Source organism: Sporichthya brevicatena, assembly GCF_039525035.1.
Taxonomy (GTDB): Bacteria; Actinomycetota; Actinomycetes; order Sporichthyales; family Sporichthyaceae; genus Sporichthya; species Sporichthya brevicatena.
Map to the genome: position 1 here is coordinate 1 of NZ_BAAAHE010000066.1, position 15404 is coordinate 15404.

13 protein-coding genes and 1 tRNA gene are annotated in these 15404 nt (G+C 71.7%); 4 read left to right on the forward strand and 10 right to left on the reverse strand.

The window, feature by feature from the left end; all coding sequences use genetic code 11:
* Nucleotides 1-338: 338 nt before the first annotated feature.
* The 3 genes from ABD401_RS24575 to ABD401_RS24585 form a co-directional block, all read right to left on the reverse strand.
* Entirely contained in the window at nt 339-575 is a 237-nt protein-coding gene (locus ABD401_RS24575) for a hypothetical protein (RefSeq protein WP_344609781.1), read from the reverse strand.
* Nucleotides 576-831: 256 nt separating this feature from the next.
* Nucleotides 832-905: transfer RNA gene (locus tag ABD401_RS24580), tRNA-Gly, on the reverse strand.
* Nucleotides 906-949: 44 nt separating this feature from the next.
* The gene (locus tag ABD401_RS24585; RefSeq protein ID WP_344609783.1) at nt 950-1429 is read right to left on the reverse strand and encodes an SRPBCC family protein; all 480 of its coding nucleotides are present in this window, start codon (nt 1427-1429) and stop codon (nt 950-952) included.
* A gap of 24 nt (nt 1430-1453) precedes the next feature.
* On the opposite strand from ABD401_RS24585, the gene ABD401_RS24590 reads away from it, so the two are divergent.
* Complete coding sequence (locus ABD401_RS24590) at nt 1454-2176, forward strand: M15 family metallopeptidase (protein ID WP_344609785.1); 723 nt, start codon at nt 1454-1456, stop codon at nt 2174-2176.
* 7 nt (nt 2177-2183) lie between these two features.
* On the opposite strand, the gene ABD401_RS24595 is transcribed toward ABD401_RS24590, so the two are convergent.
* The 7 genes from ABD401_RS24595 to ABD401_RS24625 all read right to left on the reverse strand — a co-directional run bounded on the left by ABD401_RS24595 (nt 2184) and on the right by ABD401_RS24625 (nt 10314).
* Nucleotides 2184-2777: a TetR/AcrR family transcriptional regulator gene (locus ABD401_RS24595; RefSeq protein WP_344609787.1), complete on the reverse strand. Its 594-nt coding sequence runs from the start codon at nt 2775-2777 to the stop codon at nt 2184-2186.
* On the reverse strand, nt 2713-3630 hold the full coding sequence (locus tag ABD401_RS24600) for an alpha/beta fold hydrolase (RefSeq protein ID WP_344609789.1): 918 nt from the start codon (nt 3628-3630) through the stop codon (nt 2713-2715). The genes ABD401_RS24595 and ABD401_RS24600 overlap by 65 nt, the downstream gene beginning before the upstream one ends.
* Nucleotides 3631-3701: 71 nt before the next feature.
* Nucleotides 3702-5135, reverse strand: a complete 1434-nt coding sequence (locus tag ABD401_RS24605) for an FAD-binding oxidoreductase (RefSeq protein ID WP_344609791.1) — start codon at nt 5133-5135, stop codon at nt 3702-3704.
* A gap of 151 nt (nt 5136-5286) precedes the next feature.
* Nucleotides 5287-6198 (reverse strand): extracellular catalytic domain type 1 short-chain-length polyhydroxyalkanoate depolymerase, encoded by a 912-nt coding sequence (locus tag ABD401_RS24610; RefSeq protein WP_344609793.1) that lies wholly within the window; start codon nt 6196-6198, stop codon nt 5287-5289.
* A gap of 31 nt (nt 6199-6229) precedes the next feature.
* Nucleotides 6230-7684, reverse strand: a complete 1455-nt coding sequence (locus tag ABD401_RS24615) for a delta-60 repeat domain-containing protein (protein WP_344609795.1) — start codon at nt 7682-7684, stop codon at nt 6230-6232.
* 66 nt (nt 7685-7750) lie between these two features.
* Nucleotides 7751-8047 (reverse strand): putative quinol monooxygenase, encoded by a 297-nt coding sequence (locus ABD401_RS24620; RefSeq protein WP_344609797.1) that lies wholly within the window; start codon nt 8045-8047, stop codon nt 7751-7753.
* Nucleotides 8044-10314 (reverse strand): (Fe-S)-binding protein, encoded by a 2271-nt coding sequence (locus ABD401_RS24625; protein WP_344609805.1) that lies wholly within the window; start codon nt 10312-10314, stop codon nt 8044-8046. Before ABD401_RS24625 ends, ABD401_RS24620 begins: the two co-directional genes overlap by 4 nt.
* A gap of 190 nt (nt 10315-10504) precedes the next feature.
* Here ABD401_RS24625 and hutH point away from each other — a divergent pair, with 190 nt between their 5' ends.
* From hutH to ABD401_RS24640, 3 genes are all read left to right on the forward strand, one after another.
* The gene (gene hutH / locus ABD401_RS24630; protein WP_344609799.1) at nt 10505-12046 is read left to right on the forward strand and encodes a histidine ammonia-lyase; all 1542 of its coding nucleotides are present in this window, start codon (nt 10505-10507) and stop codon (nt 12044-12046) included.
* A gap of 24 nt (nt 12047-12070) precedes the next feature.
* Nucleotides 12071-13729, forward strand: coding sequence for a urocanate hydratase (locus ABD401_RS24635; protein WP_344609801.1), 1659 nt, complete (start codon nt 12071-12073; stop codon nt 13727-13729).
* A 129-nt stretch (nt 13730-13858) separates the two neighbouring features.
* Nucleotides 13859-15404 (forward strand): ATP-binding cassette domain-containing protein (locus ABD401_RS24640; RefSeq protein ID WP_344609803.1); only part of this gene is annotated, 1546 nt, incomplete at its 3' end.

Below are 15404 nucleotides of genomic sequence, written 5' to 3' on the forward strand. Positions count from 1 at the left end.
GCACCACCGACGGGTCGTTCCTCGCTCACCCATCAAATGCTACTGCACTCAAGCAGATATGCAGAACGCATGTTCGAGTATAGGGGTTGCCACCGACCAGCACAAGACCCAGAACCCCTACGCCGCAAGGGATCCTGGCGCGGCGCAGGCATCAACATCGGGAGTGCGGCGGAGGGGCAAGCGAGGTCCCTCCAGACGTCGAGGCGCGCGCCCTTAGTGCAGCTCTGGATCGTGGTCGGCGTCATTGCGATCGTGTTCGAGACGCAGCGCTGATGGCGCGCAGCCTGAAGACGCAGAAGGCGAGCTAGTAGATCCGACGCTGAACGCGCTCAGAACGCTCAAGAGCGGCGCTCCTGATGGCGGCGGTTGATGCGCCATGCCATGAGGCCCACGGCAAGAACACCGGCGAGTGGCGCTCCGATCCAATAGGCGCCGGGTGCCAGCAGGCCGAGGAGACCGGCACAGAGCGCGAGGGCGAGTGCGGTCGCGTACCACCACCCAACCCCGATCTGCTTCGCGATCAGGTGGGCCAGCCGCGAGTCGCCGAGAAGCCACTGCGACGGCCGGTCGTCCACCCTGGCTCCACTCAGCAGAAGCGCGATCAACGAGCATCATCATTCTGGCGTACGGAGTTCAGCCCGGGTGGCGGCGACGACGTCCGCCCCGAAGACGGGAGTCTGCGGATGACGACGGCGGTCGGACGCGCAGGCTTCTGCAGCTGTGGGCGACCCATGGGCTAACGCCAGCGGGGCAGGTTTACGGGAGTCGCCCAGAGGGGGAGGGGCGGGATCTCGACCGGGGACAAAACCCAAGGTCAGAGCAAGTTCTCCGTGGAGCGGGTGACGAGAATCGAACTCGCACTGTCAGCTTGGGAAGCTGATGTTCTGCCATTGAACTACACCCGCGCTGACTGCCCCCGTGGAGCAGTCAGGGCCCGCAGTCTAGCGGGTCAGGCTGACTCGGCAATCCGCTTCATGGCGGTGAGGGTCGCGGGGATCCCGGTGTGGGCGAGGTCGATCCGTTTTGCGATCTCGGCCTCGGCGTCGGAGCCGTAGCGCTCGTGGAACATGGCGATCCCGTTCGGGAGGAACTCCCACGCCTCGGTGAGGCGGGTGCCGGCGTCGATCGGCTCCATCGAGTAGAGCCAGCGGACGTAGCGGTCCCCGACCTCCCACCCGAAGGCCCGGCCGCGGTCGGCGGCGATCACGGTGCACCGGGTCTCCCAGGTGCGCTCCGGAAGGACGTTGCGGCCGGTGAAGACGTCCCCGACCTTCCCCGTCGCGCCCTCGTCCCACCAGCACTCCCGGCAGACCGGGCTCCACTCGCCGGTCCGGGTGACGTCGGAGACCAGGTCGTACACGGCCTCCGGGGAGGCCGCGACCTCGATCGACCGGCTGTGGGAGAGATCCCGCGTCGCGTCGTCGCTCATGGGCTCAGCTTCTACCCTCGACGGATGCGCACGACAGTCGGTGCCCTCCTGCTCGCCGCGATCCTCGTCGCCGGCTGCGCCCCCGAGGGGACGGACCGCAGCGCCGGCCCCGCCGCGCCGCCCGGCACCACGACCCAGGCCGTGACGGCCGACCCGGTCGTCCGAGTGGTGAGCAAGGCCGAATGGAAGCGGATGGTCGCGGTCGGGATGGCGGGGAAGAACTGCCCCGTCAAACGGAAGAACCTGCGCCGACTGGAGATCAACCACTACGGGTTCGACGGGAAGGTCCACCGCGGGGCACTCGTGGTCCGCGGGGACGTCGCGGGCAGTGTGAAGCGGATCTTCACCCGGCTCTTCGAGGAGCGCTTCCCGATCCAGCGGATGATCCCCGTCGAGCACTACAACGGCAGCGACCAGCGCAGCATGAAGGCGAACAACACCTCCGCCTACAACTGCCGCCGCCCGAGCGAGGCGAACTCGCCGGCCATGAAGTCACCGCACGCCAACGGCCGCGCGATCGACATCAACCCGTTCCGCAACCCCTGGGTGAACCCGCGCACCGGGAAGTGGGAGCCGTCGGCGAAGTACGCCAAGCGCACCCCCGGCAAGGGGAAGATCCTCAAGGGCGGCCTGGTCTGGCGCCTGTTCACGAACGAGGGCTGGATCTGGCAGAACATCGCCACGAAGGACTACCAGCACTTCGACACCGGCTACCCCTCGCGGCCGCTGCCCAAGAACAAGCGCTGAGGCGAGATCAGGCCCCGACCGTCGCCGCGAACATCGCGACCAGCGAGGCCTCGACGTCCGCCCGGGCCTGCCCCGGGTCGGCGGCGTCCCCCAGGACGAGGCCGGCCTCGATGGACGCGGCCAACGCCATCCGGGCCAGGACATCGACGGGGGCGACGAGCGTCAGCCCCTCCGCGACCGCCCGCTCGTAGTGCCGCTCGAGCATCCCGAGCGAGAAGCGTTCCTCGATCTCCCGGAACGCCGACCAGCCCAGCACCCGCGGCCCGTCGAGGACCACGATCTGCCGGAACGCCGGCCGCTGCTGGCAGACGTCGAGGAACGCCTGCAGCCCGGCGATCGTCGCCGAGAGGAAGTCCGGCCCGCCGCCGAGCACCTCCTCGAGCTCGGCGGTGAGCTCGGTCTCGAGCTCCTCCAGGACGCCGCGGAACAGGTCCCGCTTGTCCTTGAAGTGGTGGTACAGCGCGCCCCGGGTCAGGCCCGCCGCGGCGACCAGTCGCTCCTGCGAGACCTCGTCGTAGCCGGGATCGGTGAACAGCTCACGCGCGGTCGCCAGCAGCACGGCCCGCGTCCGCGTGGCGCGGGCTTGCGTCGGCTGCGTCATGTCGCCCAGCAAAGCGCACCACCACCTCGGCCAGGCGCTGGGGTTGGTCCTCGGGGAGGAAGGTGTAGCTGTCGGGAATCTCGACGACCTCCGCGTTCGGCAGCACCCCCGCGAGCCGGTACGCGTCCGCCACCGGGAAGATCCGGTCCTCGCTCGCCCACGCCAGCAGCACCGGCTTGTCGAACGCCGGCAACTGCTCCGCGGCGGTCAGCAGGTGCCGGCGCTTCATCCCGCGCAGGAACCGGCGCAGGTCCGCGCGCACCCCGGCGCTGCGCCGCGTCGGCCCGAGGAAGGACTCGATCGTCTCTTCGTCGAACCGCCCCTTGGTGATCCAGCGGAAGGTGATTGGCAGGTTGTGCGTCCAGCGCATCCGCAGCGTCTGCGCCATCACCCACATCGAGCCCGGCAGCTTCGCCAGCAGCGGCAGGTACGCGAACAGCCGCGGTGGGAAGCGCTCGAACGCGTCGCACGAGGCGAGCACGACGCGTCCGACTCGCTCCGGGTGACGGGTCATCAGAATCTGCGTGATCGCCCCGCCCGTATCGTTGGCGACGAGCGTGACGTCCCGCAGGTTCAGGTGCTCCAGGAACTCGGCGAGCAGGTCCGCGGCCCCGGCCGGACTGAGGTGCGCCTCCGGGACCGGGACCTGGTGCGCCCCGAACGGCAGGTCCGGGCTCAGGCACCGGAACCCGGCGGCCGCGACGTCCGGGACGACCTTGCGCCACAGGTCGGCGTTGACGAGCAGGCCGTGCACGAACACGACCGGTGCGCCCTGTCCGCGGTCGGCGTAGAGGACCGCGCCCCCGGAGAGTTTCGCCTCGCGCCACTCGCCGAGGGCCGTCGTCCGCGCCACCGCGCCCACCTCAATTCATACAGACTGCATGATTGCCATTCATACAGCATGTATCTTTTGGTCGGCAAGGCTCAGGTCGAGAGCTTCGGCGTGACCTGGTGGGCGGCCCGGATGACGTTCTCCGGGTCGTACACGGCTTTCACGGCCTGGAGTCGGTCGTGGGCCTCCGGACCGAACAGGACCGCGCCCGCCCGGCGGCGCTCCGCGAAGTTCGCGTACGCCCGGCCGGACGCCCACGGCTGCAGTGCCTCCTGCACCGCGTCGATGTCGGCCCGCACCTTCGCCGCGAACTCCGGGCCCGGCGTCATCCCGACCGCGAACATCGCGAACTCGCCGGCCAGCGAGCTCACCGCGCCGCCGGCCATGACGTCCGGGGCCAGCGCCCCGCCGAGGTGCCGCAGCTCGACCGAGAGCAGCGCGCTCCCGCTGCCCGGCCCGCACGCGGCGACCAGGGCGTCGATCCCCTCGGCCGGGAGCTCCCCGACCAGGTAGCCGTCCCCGATGCCGGGGACGGGGCCTTCGGGATCCATGTGCAACGACTGCAGGGCCGAGGTCGGGGTCATCGCGAACGTGTCGATCTCCGGCCCGAGCGCCCGCAGCGGCGCGAGCAGCGCGGCCGCGTCCGCCTCCGCGGTGTGCACGACGACGGCCTCGACGACCACGTACGAGCGGCCGCGCAGGAAGTCCGGCAGCTCCGGCAGCGGCAGGAACTGCAGCAGCCGACCGACCGAGGTGACGGTGTCGGGGACGTCGGCCACCCAGTGCCGCCACGCGTGCAGGACCTCGCCCGCGCGCTCGATCGGGAAGAACAGGACGCCGGCGTAGACGTCCGGGACCTCGAACAGGTCGAACTCCAGCGCGGTCACGACGGCGTGGCCGCCGCCCCCGCCCCGCAGGGCCCAGAACAGGTCGGCGTGGTGCTCGGCGTCCACGCGCAGTTCCCGGCCGTCCGCGGTGACGCACTCGACCGCGCGGACGTGGTTCGACGCGAGCCCGTAGTGCCGGCCGAGCCAGCTCAGCCCGCCGCCGAGGGTGTAGCCGACGACGCCGACGTCGTGCGCCGACCCCGCGAGCGCGGTGAGCCCGTGGGCGGCGACCTCGGCGGTGACCTCGCCCCACGGGGCGCCGGCCTCGACCCGGGCGACGCGCGCGGCGGGGTCGACGTCGACCCCCCGCATCCGGGAGGTCTTGAGCAGCACGGTCCCGTCCAGCGGCCCGAGCGGAGCGGCGTTGTGGCCGGTCCCCTGGGGCGCGACGCCGAGGCCCAGGTCGGCGGCGCAGAGCAGTGTCTCGACGACGTCGGAGACGGTCTCGGCCAGCACGACGGCCGCCGGCTGCTGGTCGACGGTGAGGTTCCAGGCGGCGCGGGCGACGTCCCAGTCCGGGTCGCCGGGGCGGACGAGGTCGCCGGTCAGGCGCTCGCGGAGCTCGTCGAGGGTCAGTGCGGCGTTGGCAGCGCGCGCGTCGGGCTGGGGGGCGTCGTCGGTGGGAACGACGGCGGTCATGGTGGGTCCTTCCGGGGGTGGGGTTCTCGTGTCGGCGGACAGCCTGCGGCATCGCAGACCGTCCGGGCCATTCCACAGCTCCGGCGGAGTTACCCGGACGCCGACCCGTCGCTGGTCTCTCGTCCTGACGGAGCGTCAGGACGAGAGCCCGTCAGCGCCGCTTGCCCGCGAAGAACGACCAGATCGTCCGGCTGGCGTCGAAGTCCTTGCTGGTCCGGCCGACGGTCGCGGCGGGGAGGTACTGGCGCCCGCCCGGCCAGGTGTGTCCGCCGCCGGTGACCGTGTAGAGCTTCACCGCGGCACGGCAACCGGTGCCGCGGACGACCGCGACCCGCGTCCCGTCGTTGCGCCGGTCCGGCAGCTTCGTCGACCTCGTACCCGTGCAGCCGGCCAGGGCGCGCCACCGCGCCGCCGACGCCGGAGCCGAGAGCAGCCCGTTCCCGCCGCGGTACGGCACCAGCGGGTCGGCGGTGCCCATGACCATGAGCATCGGCATCCGCTTCGCGGGTCGACAGGAGCTGCCGAGCTTGGTCGGCAGCGTCGCGGCGACGGGCGCGATCGCCGCGATCCGGTCGGCGAGCCGGCAGCCGAGCCGCTGGGTGAGGAAGCCGCCGTTCGACATCCCCGTCGCGTAGATCCGCCGGGTGTCGACGCGGTACCGGCTCTCGATCCGGTCGAGCAGGTGCTGCACGAACTTCACGTCGTTGACCCCGGCGCGGTTCGCGGGAGTATCGGGACGGCCGTCGTTCCAGCTGCGCCGGTAACCGTCCGGGTAGACGACGAGGAAGCCCTTCTCGTCGGCGACGTCGCTCAGGTGCGTCAGCCGCTCCTGGCCGGCGCCGTCGCCGAGCCGGCCGTGGAACGCGAGCACGACCGGGTAGCCGGCGCTGCCCGGGGCCTTCGACGGGACGTGTACCGTCGCGGTCCGCGCCCGGCCGTCGACCGTCAACGTGAGCTTCTCGTCCCGCGCCGCGGGGGTGTCGGAAACAGCCGCGGCGTGCGGCGCGAGCCCGAGGAACAGGCCCGCGACGCACGCCGCCGCGACAAACTTCTGACGCTGCATCAAGGCAGTATCCCGCCTTGAGTGCCGAGCGTCAGCTCAACGTGAGCCGACCGAGCACCGCGTCGTCGGCGGTGACGCTGTCGTTCGAGATGTTGGTGTAGCCGGCGAGGTAGATCGTCTTGCCGTCGGGCGCCAGGGCGGCGCCGAACCAGGCGTCGCCGGGGGTGCCGAGGTCGGTCAGGATCACGCCGTCCGCGCCGTAGGCGGCGTCGCGCTTCCCGTCCTTGTCCAGGACGACGACCATGGCCTCCTGGTTCGACCCGTCGACCTTGCCGCTGCCGACGTACACGATCTTGTCGCCCGCCACCACGAGGTTGCGACCGCGGTCGTCCTCGCCGGTGATGTCGATGCGGGTGACGCCGTTGTCGCCGAAGGTGGTGTCGAACTCGCCGTCGTTGTTGAACCGGTACGCGATCAGGTCGACCTTGTCGGCGTCGTTCGCCTTGCCGTAGCCGGTGAGGACGTACTTGTCGCCCTGGACGCCGAACTGGTACGACTCGGCGACCGCACCCAGGCCGTCGTAGGTCGCGATGCCGTCGTCGTCGAACGTCTTGTCCAGCTCGCCGTCGAGCGAGGCCCGGATCAGCACCGGCCGGACGGTCGTCTTGTCGCCGTCGGTGTAGCGCGAGTAGCCGGTCGCCACGAGCTTGTCGCCGACGACCTGGACGTGCCGCGCGTTGTCGACCTGCGGCCGGTCGCCGACCTTGAGGACGCCGTCGTCACCGAAGTCGTCGTCGAGCTTGCCGTCGTCGTCGACCCCGAGCAGGACGAAGTCGCCGTCGGCCCGGTCCGCACCCGCGGTCGTGGTGCCGAAGATGACCAGGCCGTCGCCGTCCGGCAGCGCGGCGGAGCCCCAGCCCTGGTCGGCGCCGACGAAGTCCTCGCCGTCGAGGTGGCCGGTGCCGAGGTCGAAGCGCGCGACGCCGTCGGTGCCGAAGCCACTCTTGGGCTTGCCGGCACTGTCGAAGGCGACCGCGACGATGTCGCTGTCCTTCGCGGCGGCGCCCTCGGCCGTCGCGTCGTGCTCGGCGACGCCGACCGCGACGACGGTGCCGTCCTCCAGGAAGACCAGGCTGCGGGCCTGCTCGATCTGGGCGGTGGGGTCGGTGCTGGAGTTCGGCGAGACGTTGACGCTCGCGACGCCGCCGTCACCGAAGCTGGTGTCCTTGGCGCCGTCGGTGGAGAAGCGCGCGACGGCGATCTTCTGGTCCGGACCCTCGCTGGTCAGGCCGGCGGCGTAGATCTTGCCGTCCTTGCCGACCGCGACGGCGTTGAAGCGGTCCTTGCCTCCGGACACGAGCGCCGCCTTCACGATGCCGGCGGTGCCGAAGGCCGAGTCCAGCAGAGCCCCGGTGGGGGTGGGGGTTGCGCTCGGGGTGGCGGCACTCGGCTTCGAGGGGCTCGCCACCAGGTCGTCGTCGTCATCGGCGCACGCGGACAACACCAGCGTGCTGGTGATCAGGGCGCTGATCACAAGGCGGTTCACAAGGACCTCCAGGGGGTAAGGAATGCCTCACCTTACTGAAGGTGCCCCGCGGCGCCGAACGCGCGATCAGCCCTCGGAGATCGTCGCGAAGTGCTCCATGCCGGTCGGGCCGGTCAGGTAGTCCCGGATCGAGCCGACGAACTCGGTGAACGCCGGCGTCTCGCGCCACGCGTTGTGGTGCTCGACGCTGTCCCACACGACGGTCAGCAGGAAGACGTTCGGCCGCTCGATCCCGCGGCCGATCCGCAGCGACCGGCACCCGCCGGGACCGCGGACGAGGTCGGCGCCCTTCGTCAGGACCGCCGCGAACTCGTCCGCCTTGTCCTCGGCGACCGAGAGCTCCGCCTTCTCGACGACCGTCACGGGCGGCCGCCCTCGCCCGTCGGGTCCGCCTCCGGGTCCGCCATCTGGTCGGGGTTCTCGCTCGGGGTCCCCTGCGAGCCCGCGCCGGGGTCGTTGTCGGTCAGAGCCGGGCCGGTCTGCGGACCGTCGGCGGCGACGCCGACCTTGACCGGACGCGTCGCCTGGACGAGCAGCTGCGCGACGTCGATGACCTGGACGCCCTCGGCGCTCTTGTCGCCCGAGCCCTGCTTGCCGGCCACGGAGTCGCTGATCATCGTCTTGCAGAACGGGCAGCCGGTGACGATGGTGTCCGGGTTCAGCGACAGCGCCTCCTCGGTGCGGTTGTCGTTGATCCGCTGGCCGATCGTCTCCTCCATCCACATGCGCGCACCGCCGGCGCCGCAGCAGAAGGACCGCTCCTTCGAACGCTCCATCTCCTTGTACTGCAGGCCGCCGACCTTGGAGATGAGCTCACGCGGCGGGGAGTAGACCTTGTTGTGCCGGCCGAGGAAGCACGGGTCGTGGTAGGTCGCCGAGCCGTCGACGTTGGTGACCGGCTGAAGCTTGCCGTTGGCCACCAGCTCGTTGAGCAGCTGCGTGTGGTGCACGACCTCGTAGTTGCCGCCGAGCTGCTCGTACTCGCGGCCGACGGTGTTGAAGCAGTGCGGGCAGGTCGCGACGATCTTCGTGGCCTTGGCCTCGTTGAGCGTCTCGACGTTCTGCTGGGCGAGCATCTGGAAGACGAACTCGTTGCCCATGCGGCGGGCCGGGTCGCCGGTGCAGGTCTCGGCCTGGCCGAGGATCGCGAACTCGACGCCCGCGATGTGGAGCAGTTCCGCGACGGCCTTGGTGGTCTTCTGCGCCTTGTCGTCGAGCGAGCCCGCGCAGCCGACCCAGAACAGGTACTCGACCTCGGACAGGTCCTCGACGTCCTCGCCGAGGACCTTGACCTCGAAGTCGAGGTCCTTCGTCCACTCGGTGCGCATGCGCGCCGGCATGCCCCACGGGTTGCCGGCCTTCTCGAGGTTCTTGAGCATCCCGCCGGCCTCGGACGGGAAGTTCGACTCGATCATCGTCTGGTAGCGGCGCATGTCGACGATGTGGTCGATGTGCTCGATGTCGACCGGGCACTGCTCGACGCAGGCGCCGCAGTTGGTGCAGGACCAGAGGACGTCGGGGTCGATGACGCCGCCCTCGTCGAGCGGGGCGACCAGCGGGCGCTCGGCCTCGGCCTTGACCGACTCGGGCAGGTTCTCCCGCTCCTCCTCGGACGCGAGCAGCCACGGTGCCTTCGCGAAGGCGTGGTCACGCAGCTCGAGGATGACCATCTTCGGCGAGAGCGGCTTGCCGGTGTTCCACGCCGGGCACTGGCTCTGGCAGCGGCCGCACTCGGTGCAGGTCGCGAAGTCGAGGAAGCCCTTCCAGGTGAAGTCCTCGACCTTGGAGCGGCCGAAGATGTCGGTCTCCTCGTCGAAGTCCTCGAAGTCGAGCGGCTTGCCGTTGCTCTGCATCGGGAGCAGCGGGCCCAGGCCGTCGGGCTTGCGCGCGAACGTGACGTTCAGCGGCGCGATGAAGATGTGCATGTGCTTGCTGTAGACCACGATCACGAGGAACACGAGCATGACGCCGATGTGGGCCCACAGGCCTGCCGTCTCGACCCACTCGAGCGTGTCGTGGTCGTCGATGCCCTCGAAGAGCTCGCCCACCGCCTGGGAGGCGTAGGCGCCGTCGCCGTACGGCAGGTTGCCGGCGGCCGCCGCGGCGCCGCGGAACCAGAACATCGTCCAGATGACGTTGACGATCATGAACAGGATCAGCCACGCGCCGCCGGTGTGCGAGCCCTTGAAGCGGGACTTGCGGTCCTTGCGGGCCGGCGAGTCCTTCCAGCGGATCGCGGCGAAGATGGCGAGGCTGACCAGCGCCAGCAGCGCGATGGTGTCCTGCGCGAAGCCGAGCAGGTCCCACTTGCCGATCAGCGGGATGGCGAAGTTCTCGTCGAACAGTGCGCCGTAGGCCTCGACGTAGACCGTGCCGAGGATGACGAAGGCCCAGAAGACGAAGAAGTGGGCCATGCCGGGGACGGTCCACTTGAGCAGCTTCTTCTGCCCGAAGACCTCGATCACTTGCCGCTTGATCGCGGCGCCGATCTTCGGCCGCTCCACGTTCGCGAGGCGGTCCGGGGCGGGCTGCCCCGTCATCGCGAGCTTGTAGAGCCACAAGCCGCGCCGAGCTGCGATCGGCAGAACGGCGAGGGTCATGGCCAACCCGACGATCCAGCGGGTGGTCATCATCAGCGTGCTCCCGGGCGAGGTGGCAGTCGGCGATGCGTGCGAGCCGCGAACGTGAAACGGCGAGATAAATCGCCCCGACGTTACCCCCCGTCACCCTGGTCATCCGCGCAGAGCCTCACCTCACCTGCGGAAACGGCGTGGGACGTGACCGACACAACTCCGCCGGGTGTGAAATAGGCGGGTGCGCATGGGGGCGGTCATCGAGATCGGGACCGGGTCCCTGCGTGCCGACGACGTCGTCGCGGTGGCCCGGGACGGGGCCCCGGTGGGTCTGTCCGCTGCCGCCCAGGCCGCGATCGTCGAGTCCCGCGCCCGGGTCGACGCCCTCGCCGCCTCCCCGGTCCCGGCCTACGGCATCTCGACCGGGTTCGGGGCGCTCGCGACCAAGCACATCCCGCCGGAGCGGCGCACCGCCCTGCAGCGCTCCCTGATCCGCTCCCACGCGGCCGGCAGCGGACCCGAGGTCGAGCGCGAGGTGGTCCGCGCGCTCATGCTGCTCCGGCTCCGGACGCTGGCCACCGGCCGGACCGGCATCGCCCCGGCCACCGCGGACGCCCTGGTCGGACTGCTCAACGCCGGCCTCACCCCGGTCGTGCCGGAGTACGGCAGTCTCGGCTGCTCGGGGGATCTCGCCCCGCTGGCTGCGGTCGCCCTCGCCCTGATGGGGGAGGGGTCCGTCCGGAACCGGGCCGGGGACCTCGTCCTCGCCGCCGACGCGCTGCCCGCCGCGGGCATTCCCCCCGTCGTGCTCGCGGAGAAGGAAGGTCTCGCGCTGATCAACGGCACCGACGGCATGCTCGGCATGCTCGTGCTGGCCTGCGCCGACCTTCTCTCCCTGGTTCGGCACGCCGACCTCGCCGCCGCGCTCAGCGTCGAGGCTCTGCTCGGCACCGACCGGGTCTTCGCGGCCGACCTCCAGGCCCTGCGCCCGCACCCGGGCCAGGCCGAGGCGGCGGCCAACCTGCGCATGCTGCTCGCCGGGTCGCCGATCGTGGCCTCTCACGCAGGGCCCGACGACCCCCGCGTCCAGGACGCCTACTCGCTGCGCTGCGCGCCGCAGGTCGCCGGCGCGGTGCGCGACACCCTCGCGCACGCGGTCACCGTCGCCGAACGCGAACTGGCCGCGGCCGTCGACAACCCTGTCGTCCTGGCCGACGGTCGGGTCGAGTCGAACGGCAACTTCCACGGGGCGCCGGTCGGCTACGTCCTGGACTTCCTCGCGATCGCGGTCGCGGACCTCGCGTCGATCTCCGAGCGGCGCACCGACCGCCTGCTCGACGTCCACCGCTCGCACGGCCTGCCGCCGTTCCTCGCCGCGGACCCGGGCGTCGACTCCGGCTACATGATCGCCCAGTACACGGCCGCGGGGATCGTCTCCGAGCTCAAGCGGCTCGCGGTCCCGGCGTCGGTGGACTCGATCCCGTCCTCCGGCATGCAGGAGGACCACGTCTCGATGGGCTGGCACGCCGGCCGCAAGCTGCGGCGGGCCGTCGACGGGTTGCGCCGCGTCCTGGCGATCGAGATCCTCACCGCTGCCCGCGGCCTGGACCTGCGTGCCCCGCTGACCCCGGCCCCCGGTACCGGCGCGGTGGTAGCGGCGCTCCGGGAACGGGTACCGGGTCCGGGGCCGGACCGACACCTGAGCCCGGACCTCGACGCCGCGGTGGAGGCCGTCGCGTCCGGCGAACTGCTGGCGGCGGCGCAGAACGTGGTGGGGCCGCTGCGATGACGACGCCAGAGATGAGGGGGACCTGTGGGTGAGGTGAGGGCGGCTCGGGGGAGCGAGCGGACGGCGAAGACGTGGCCGGCGGAGGCCGCGTCCCGGATGCTCGACAACAACCTCGACCCGGACGTCGCGGAGCACCCGGAGGAACTCGTCGTCTACGGCGGCACCGGCAAGGCCGCCCGGGACTGGCGCAGTTACCGCGCGATCAAGGCCTCGCTGGAGGACCTCGAGGCGGACGAGACGCTGCTCGTGCAGTCCGGCCGGCCGGTCGGGATCCTGCGCACCCACGAGTGGGCGCCGCGGGTGCTGATCGCGAACTCCAACCTCGTGCCCGACTGGGCGAACTGGGACGAGTTCCGCCGCCTCGAGGCCGCGGGGCTGACGATGTACGGCCAGATGACCGCGGGATCGTGGATCTACATCGGCACCCAGGGAATCCTCCAGGGCACCTACGAGACCTTCGCGGCCGTCGCCGAGAAGCGCTTCGGCGGGACGCTCGCCGGCACCGTCACCCTCACCGCCGGGCTCGGCGGGATGGGCGGCGCGCAGCCGCTGGCGGTGACCATGAACGGCGGCGTCGCGATCGTCGTCGAGTGCGACCCGACCCGCATCGAGCGCCGCGTCGCGCAGGGCTACCTCGACGTTGCGGCCGAGGATCTCGACGACGCGCTGTGGCAGGCGGAGGACGCCCGGGCCAAGCGGCAGGCGCTCTCGATCGGCGTCCTCGGCAACGCGTCCGAGGTGCTGCCCTACCTGATCGCCCGCGGCGCGACCGTCGACATCGTCACCGACCAGACCTCGGCCCACGACCCCCTCGCCTACCTGCCGCGGGGCGTCGAGTTCTCCGACTGGCCGGCGCTGCGGGCCGACGACCCGCACGGGTGCATCCGCCGGGCGCGCGAGTCGATGGCCCGTCACGTCGAGGCGATGGTGACGTTCCAGGACAACGGCGCCGAGGTCTTCGACTACGGCAACTCGATCCGCGTCGAGGCGAAGACCGGCGGCTACGAGCGCGCCTTCGACTTCCCCGGCTTCGTCCCGGCCTACATCCGGCCGCTGTTCTGTGCGGGCAAGGGCCCGTTCCGCTGGGTCGCGCTCTCCGGCGACCCGCGCGACATCGCCGCGACCGACGACGCGATGCTCACCCTGTTCAAGGACAACGACACCGTCACCCGCTGGCTGCGGCAGGCCCGCGACAAGGTGCAGTTCCAGGGTCTGCCCGCGCGCATTTGCTGGCTCGGCGCCGGCGAGCGCGACCGCGCCGGACTTGAGTTCAACCGCATGGTGACCCTCGGGAAGGTGAAGGCCCCGATCGTCATCGGCCGCGACCACCTCGACTGCGGCTCGGTCGCCTCGCCCTACCGCGAGACCGAGGGCATGGCCGACGGCTCCGACGCGATCGCCGACTGGCCGCTGCTGAACGCGATGGTCAACGTCGCCTCGGGCGCGAGCTGGGTCTCGATCCACCACGGCGGCGGCGTCGGCATCGGCCGGTCCATCCACGCCGGCCAGGTCTCCGTCGCCGACGGCACCGTCCTCGCCGCGGAGAAGCTCGCCCGCGTCCTCACCAACGACCCCGCGACCGGCGTCCTCCGCCACGTCGACGCCGGCTACCCCGAGGCCGACGACGCCGCCACCACCCAGGGCCTCCCCATCCCCATGCACGCCCCCGACCCCGGCCCCTGAATCTCGGCTGCTGGGACGTCATCCCGCGGGTCTGTGGCGCGGGTCCAACCGGTGGGGCTGGTGGGGCGTTAGGTTGAAATCGAGGTGTCCCCCGGCCCGGGGCACGGACGTCGACACAGAGGATCCCCGGTGATCGAGTTCGATGCGGTGACCAAGGTCTACCCCGGCGGCACTGTCGCCGTGGAGAACCTGAGTCTCATCGCGCCCACCGGGCGGATCACGGTCGTCGTCGGTCCGTCCGGGTGCGGCAAGACGACGCTGCTGCGGATGGTCAACCGCCTCGTCGACCCGTCGGCGGGCCGCGTCCTCATCGACGGCGCCGCCAACACCCTGCTGCGCCGCTCCGCGTTGCGCCGCTCGATCGGGTACGTGATCGCCAAGGGCGGTCTGTTCCCGCACCGCACGGTGGTCGAGAACATCGAGACCGTCCCGCTGCTGATGGGCACGAAGCCGCGGCAGGCCCGGGAACTCGCGCACGCGCTGCTCGAGCGTGTCGGTCTCTCGCTCTCGTTCGCCGACAAGTTCCCCGGCCAGCTCTCCACCGGCCAGCAGCTGCGCGTGGCCCTCGCCCGCGCGCTGGCGGCGGACCCGCCGGTCCTGCTGATGGACGAGCCGTTCTCGACGCTCGATCCCGTCGTCCGCGGCGACCTCCAGGACGACCTGCTCGACCTCCAGCAGGCCGCTCCGAAGACGATCCTGTTCGTCACCCACGACATCGACGAGGCCATCAAGCTCGGCGACCAGATCGCGGTCATGGACACGGGCGGCCGGCTCGTGCAGATCGCGACGCCGGAGACGCTGCTCGTGCACCCGGGCACCGACTTCGTCGCCGACTTCCTCGGCCGCGACCGTGGCATCCGCAAGCTCGCGTTCCTCCCGGTCAGCGACCTGCCCCTCGCCCCCGCGGCGACGGTCCAGGCCGGCGCGACCGGCGACCGCGCCAAGGCCATCTCCGCCCAGCACAACCAGGACTGGCTGCTCGTCCTCGACCCCGAGCGGCACCCGCGCGGCTGGGTCGACACCAGCAAGCTCGGCCCGACCGACGTGGTCTCGGGCCAGGTCGTCTATCCGCTCGGCGGCACCTTCTACCCGGACGAGAGCGTCCTCGCGGCCCTCGACGCCGCGATCCTCTCCCCGCCCGGGCTCGCGGTCTGCGTCGACGACGACGGGCTGGTCCAGGGCGTCGTCTCCCACGGCGACATCGCCCGCTACCTCGCCGCCCGCGGCCCCTCCACCCTGCCCTCCCGGCTCGGTGGCCCCGCGGTCTCCGCCGCGACCCCGGCCCCGGCTCCCGCCCCTGCGGCGAAGGCGGCCCCGCCGGCCAAGCCGGCTCCGGAACCCCAACCCGCACCGGAACCCAAACCCGCACCGGAGCCCACGCCGCCCCCGGCGCCGAAGGCCGCTCCCCAACCGAAGCCGGCTCCGGCCGCCGCACCCCCGGCGGCCCCGGCGGCCCCGGCGGCGAAGCCGATCCCGCAGCCGGCACCGTCGGCCGCTCCGCCGCAGCCCCAGCAGCCGAAGCAGCCGGCGCCGCCGGAGACCCCGACCGTCGAGGTGATGCGGACCCCGCCCGCCTCGGTCCACCCCGTCGCCCCGCCGCCGGGCGACCCCGCGGCGTCCGCCCCCAAGCCGGCGCCCCAGCCGGCCCCGCAGCAGCCGCCGGCCGCGAAGCCGG

Coding starts and splice junctions, on each gene's coding strand:
- ABD401_RS24585 (WP_344609783.1), bottom strand. CDS start 1,429: ATGAGCGACGACGCGACGCGGGATCTCTCCCACAGCCGGTCGATCGAG.
- ABD401_RS24590 (WP_344609785.1), top strand. CDS start 1,454: ATGCGCACGACAGTCGGTGCCCTCCTGCTCGCCGCGATCCTCGTCGCC.
- ABD401_RS24595 (WP_344609787.1), bottom strand. CDS start 2,777: ATGACGCAGCCGACGCAAGCCCGCGCCACGCGGACGCGGGCCGTGCTG.
- ABD401_RS24605 (WP_344609791.1), bottom strand. CDS start 5,135: ATGACCGCCGTCGTTCCCACCGACGACGCCCCCCAGCCCGACGCGCGC.
- ABD401_RS24610 (WP_344609793.1), bottom strand. CDS start 6,198: ATGCAGCGTCAGAAGTTTGTCGCGGCGGCGTGCGTCGCGGGCCTGTTC.
- ABD401_RS24625 (WP_344609805.1), bottom strand. CDS start 10,314: ATGACCACCCGCTGGATCGTCGGGTTGGCCATGACCCTCGCCGTTCTG.
- hutH (WP_344609799.1), top strand. CDS start 10,505: ATGGGGGCGGTCATCGAGATCGGGACCGGGTCCCTGCGTGCCGACGAC.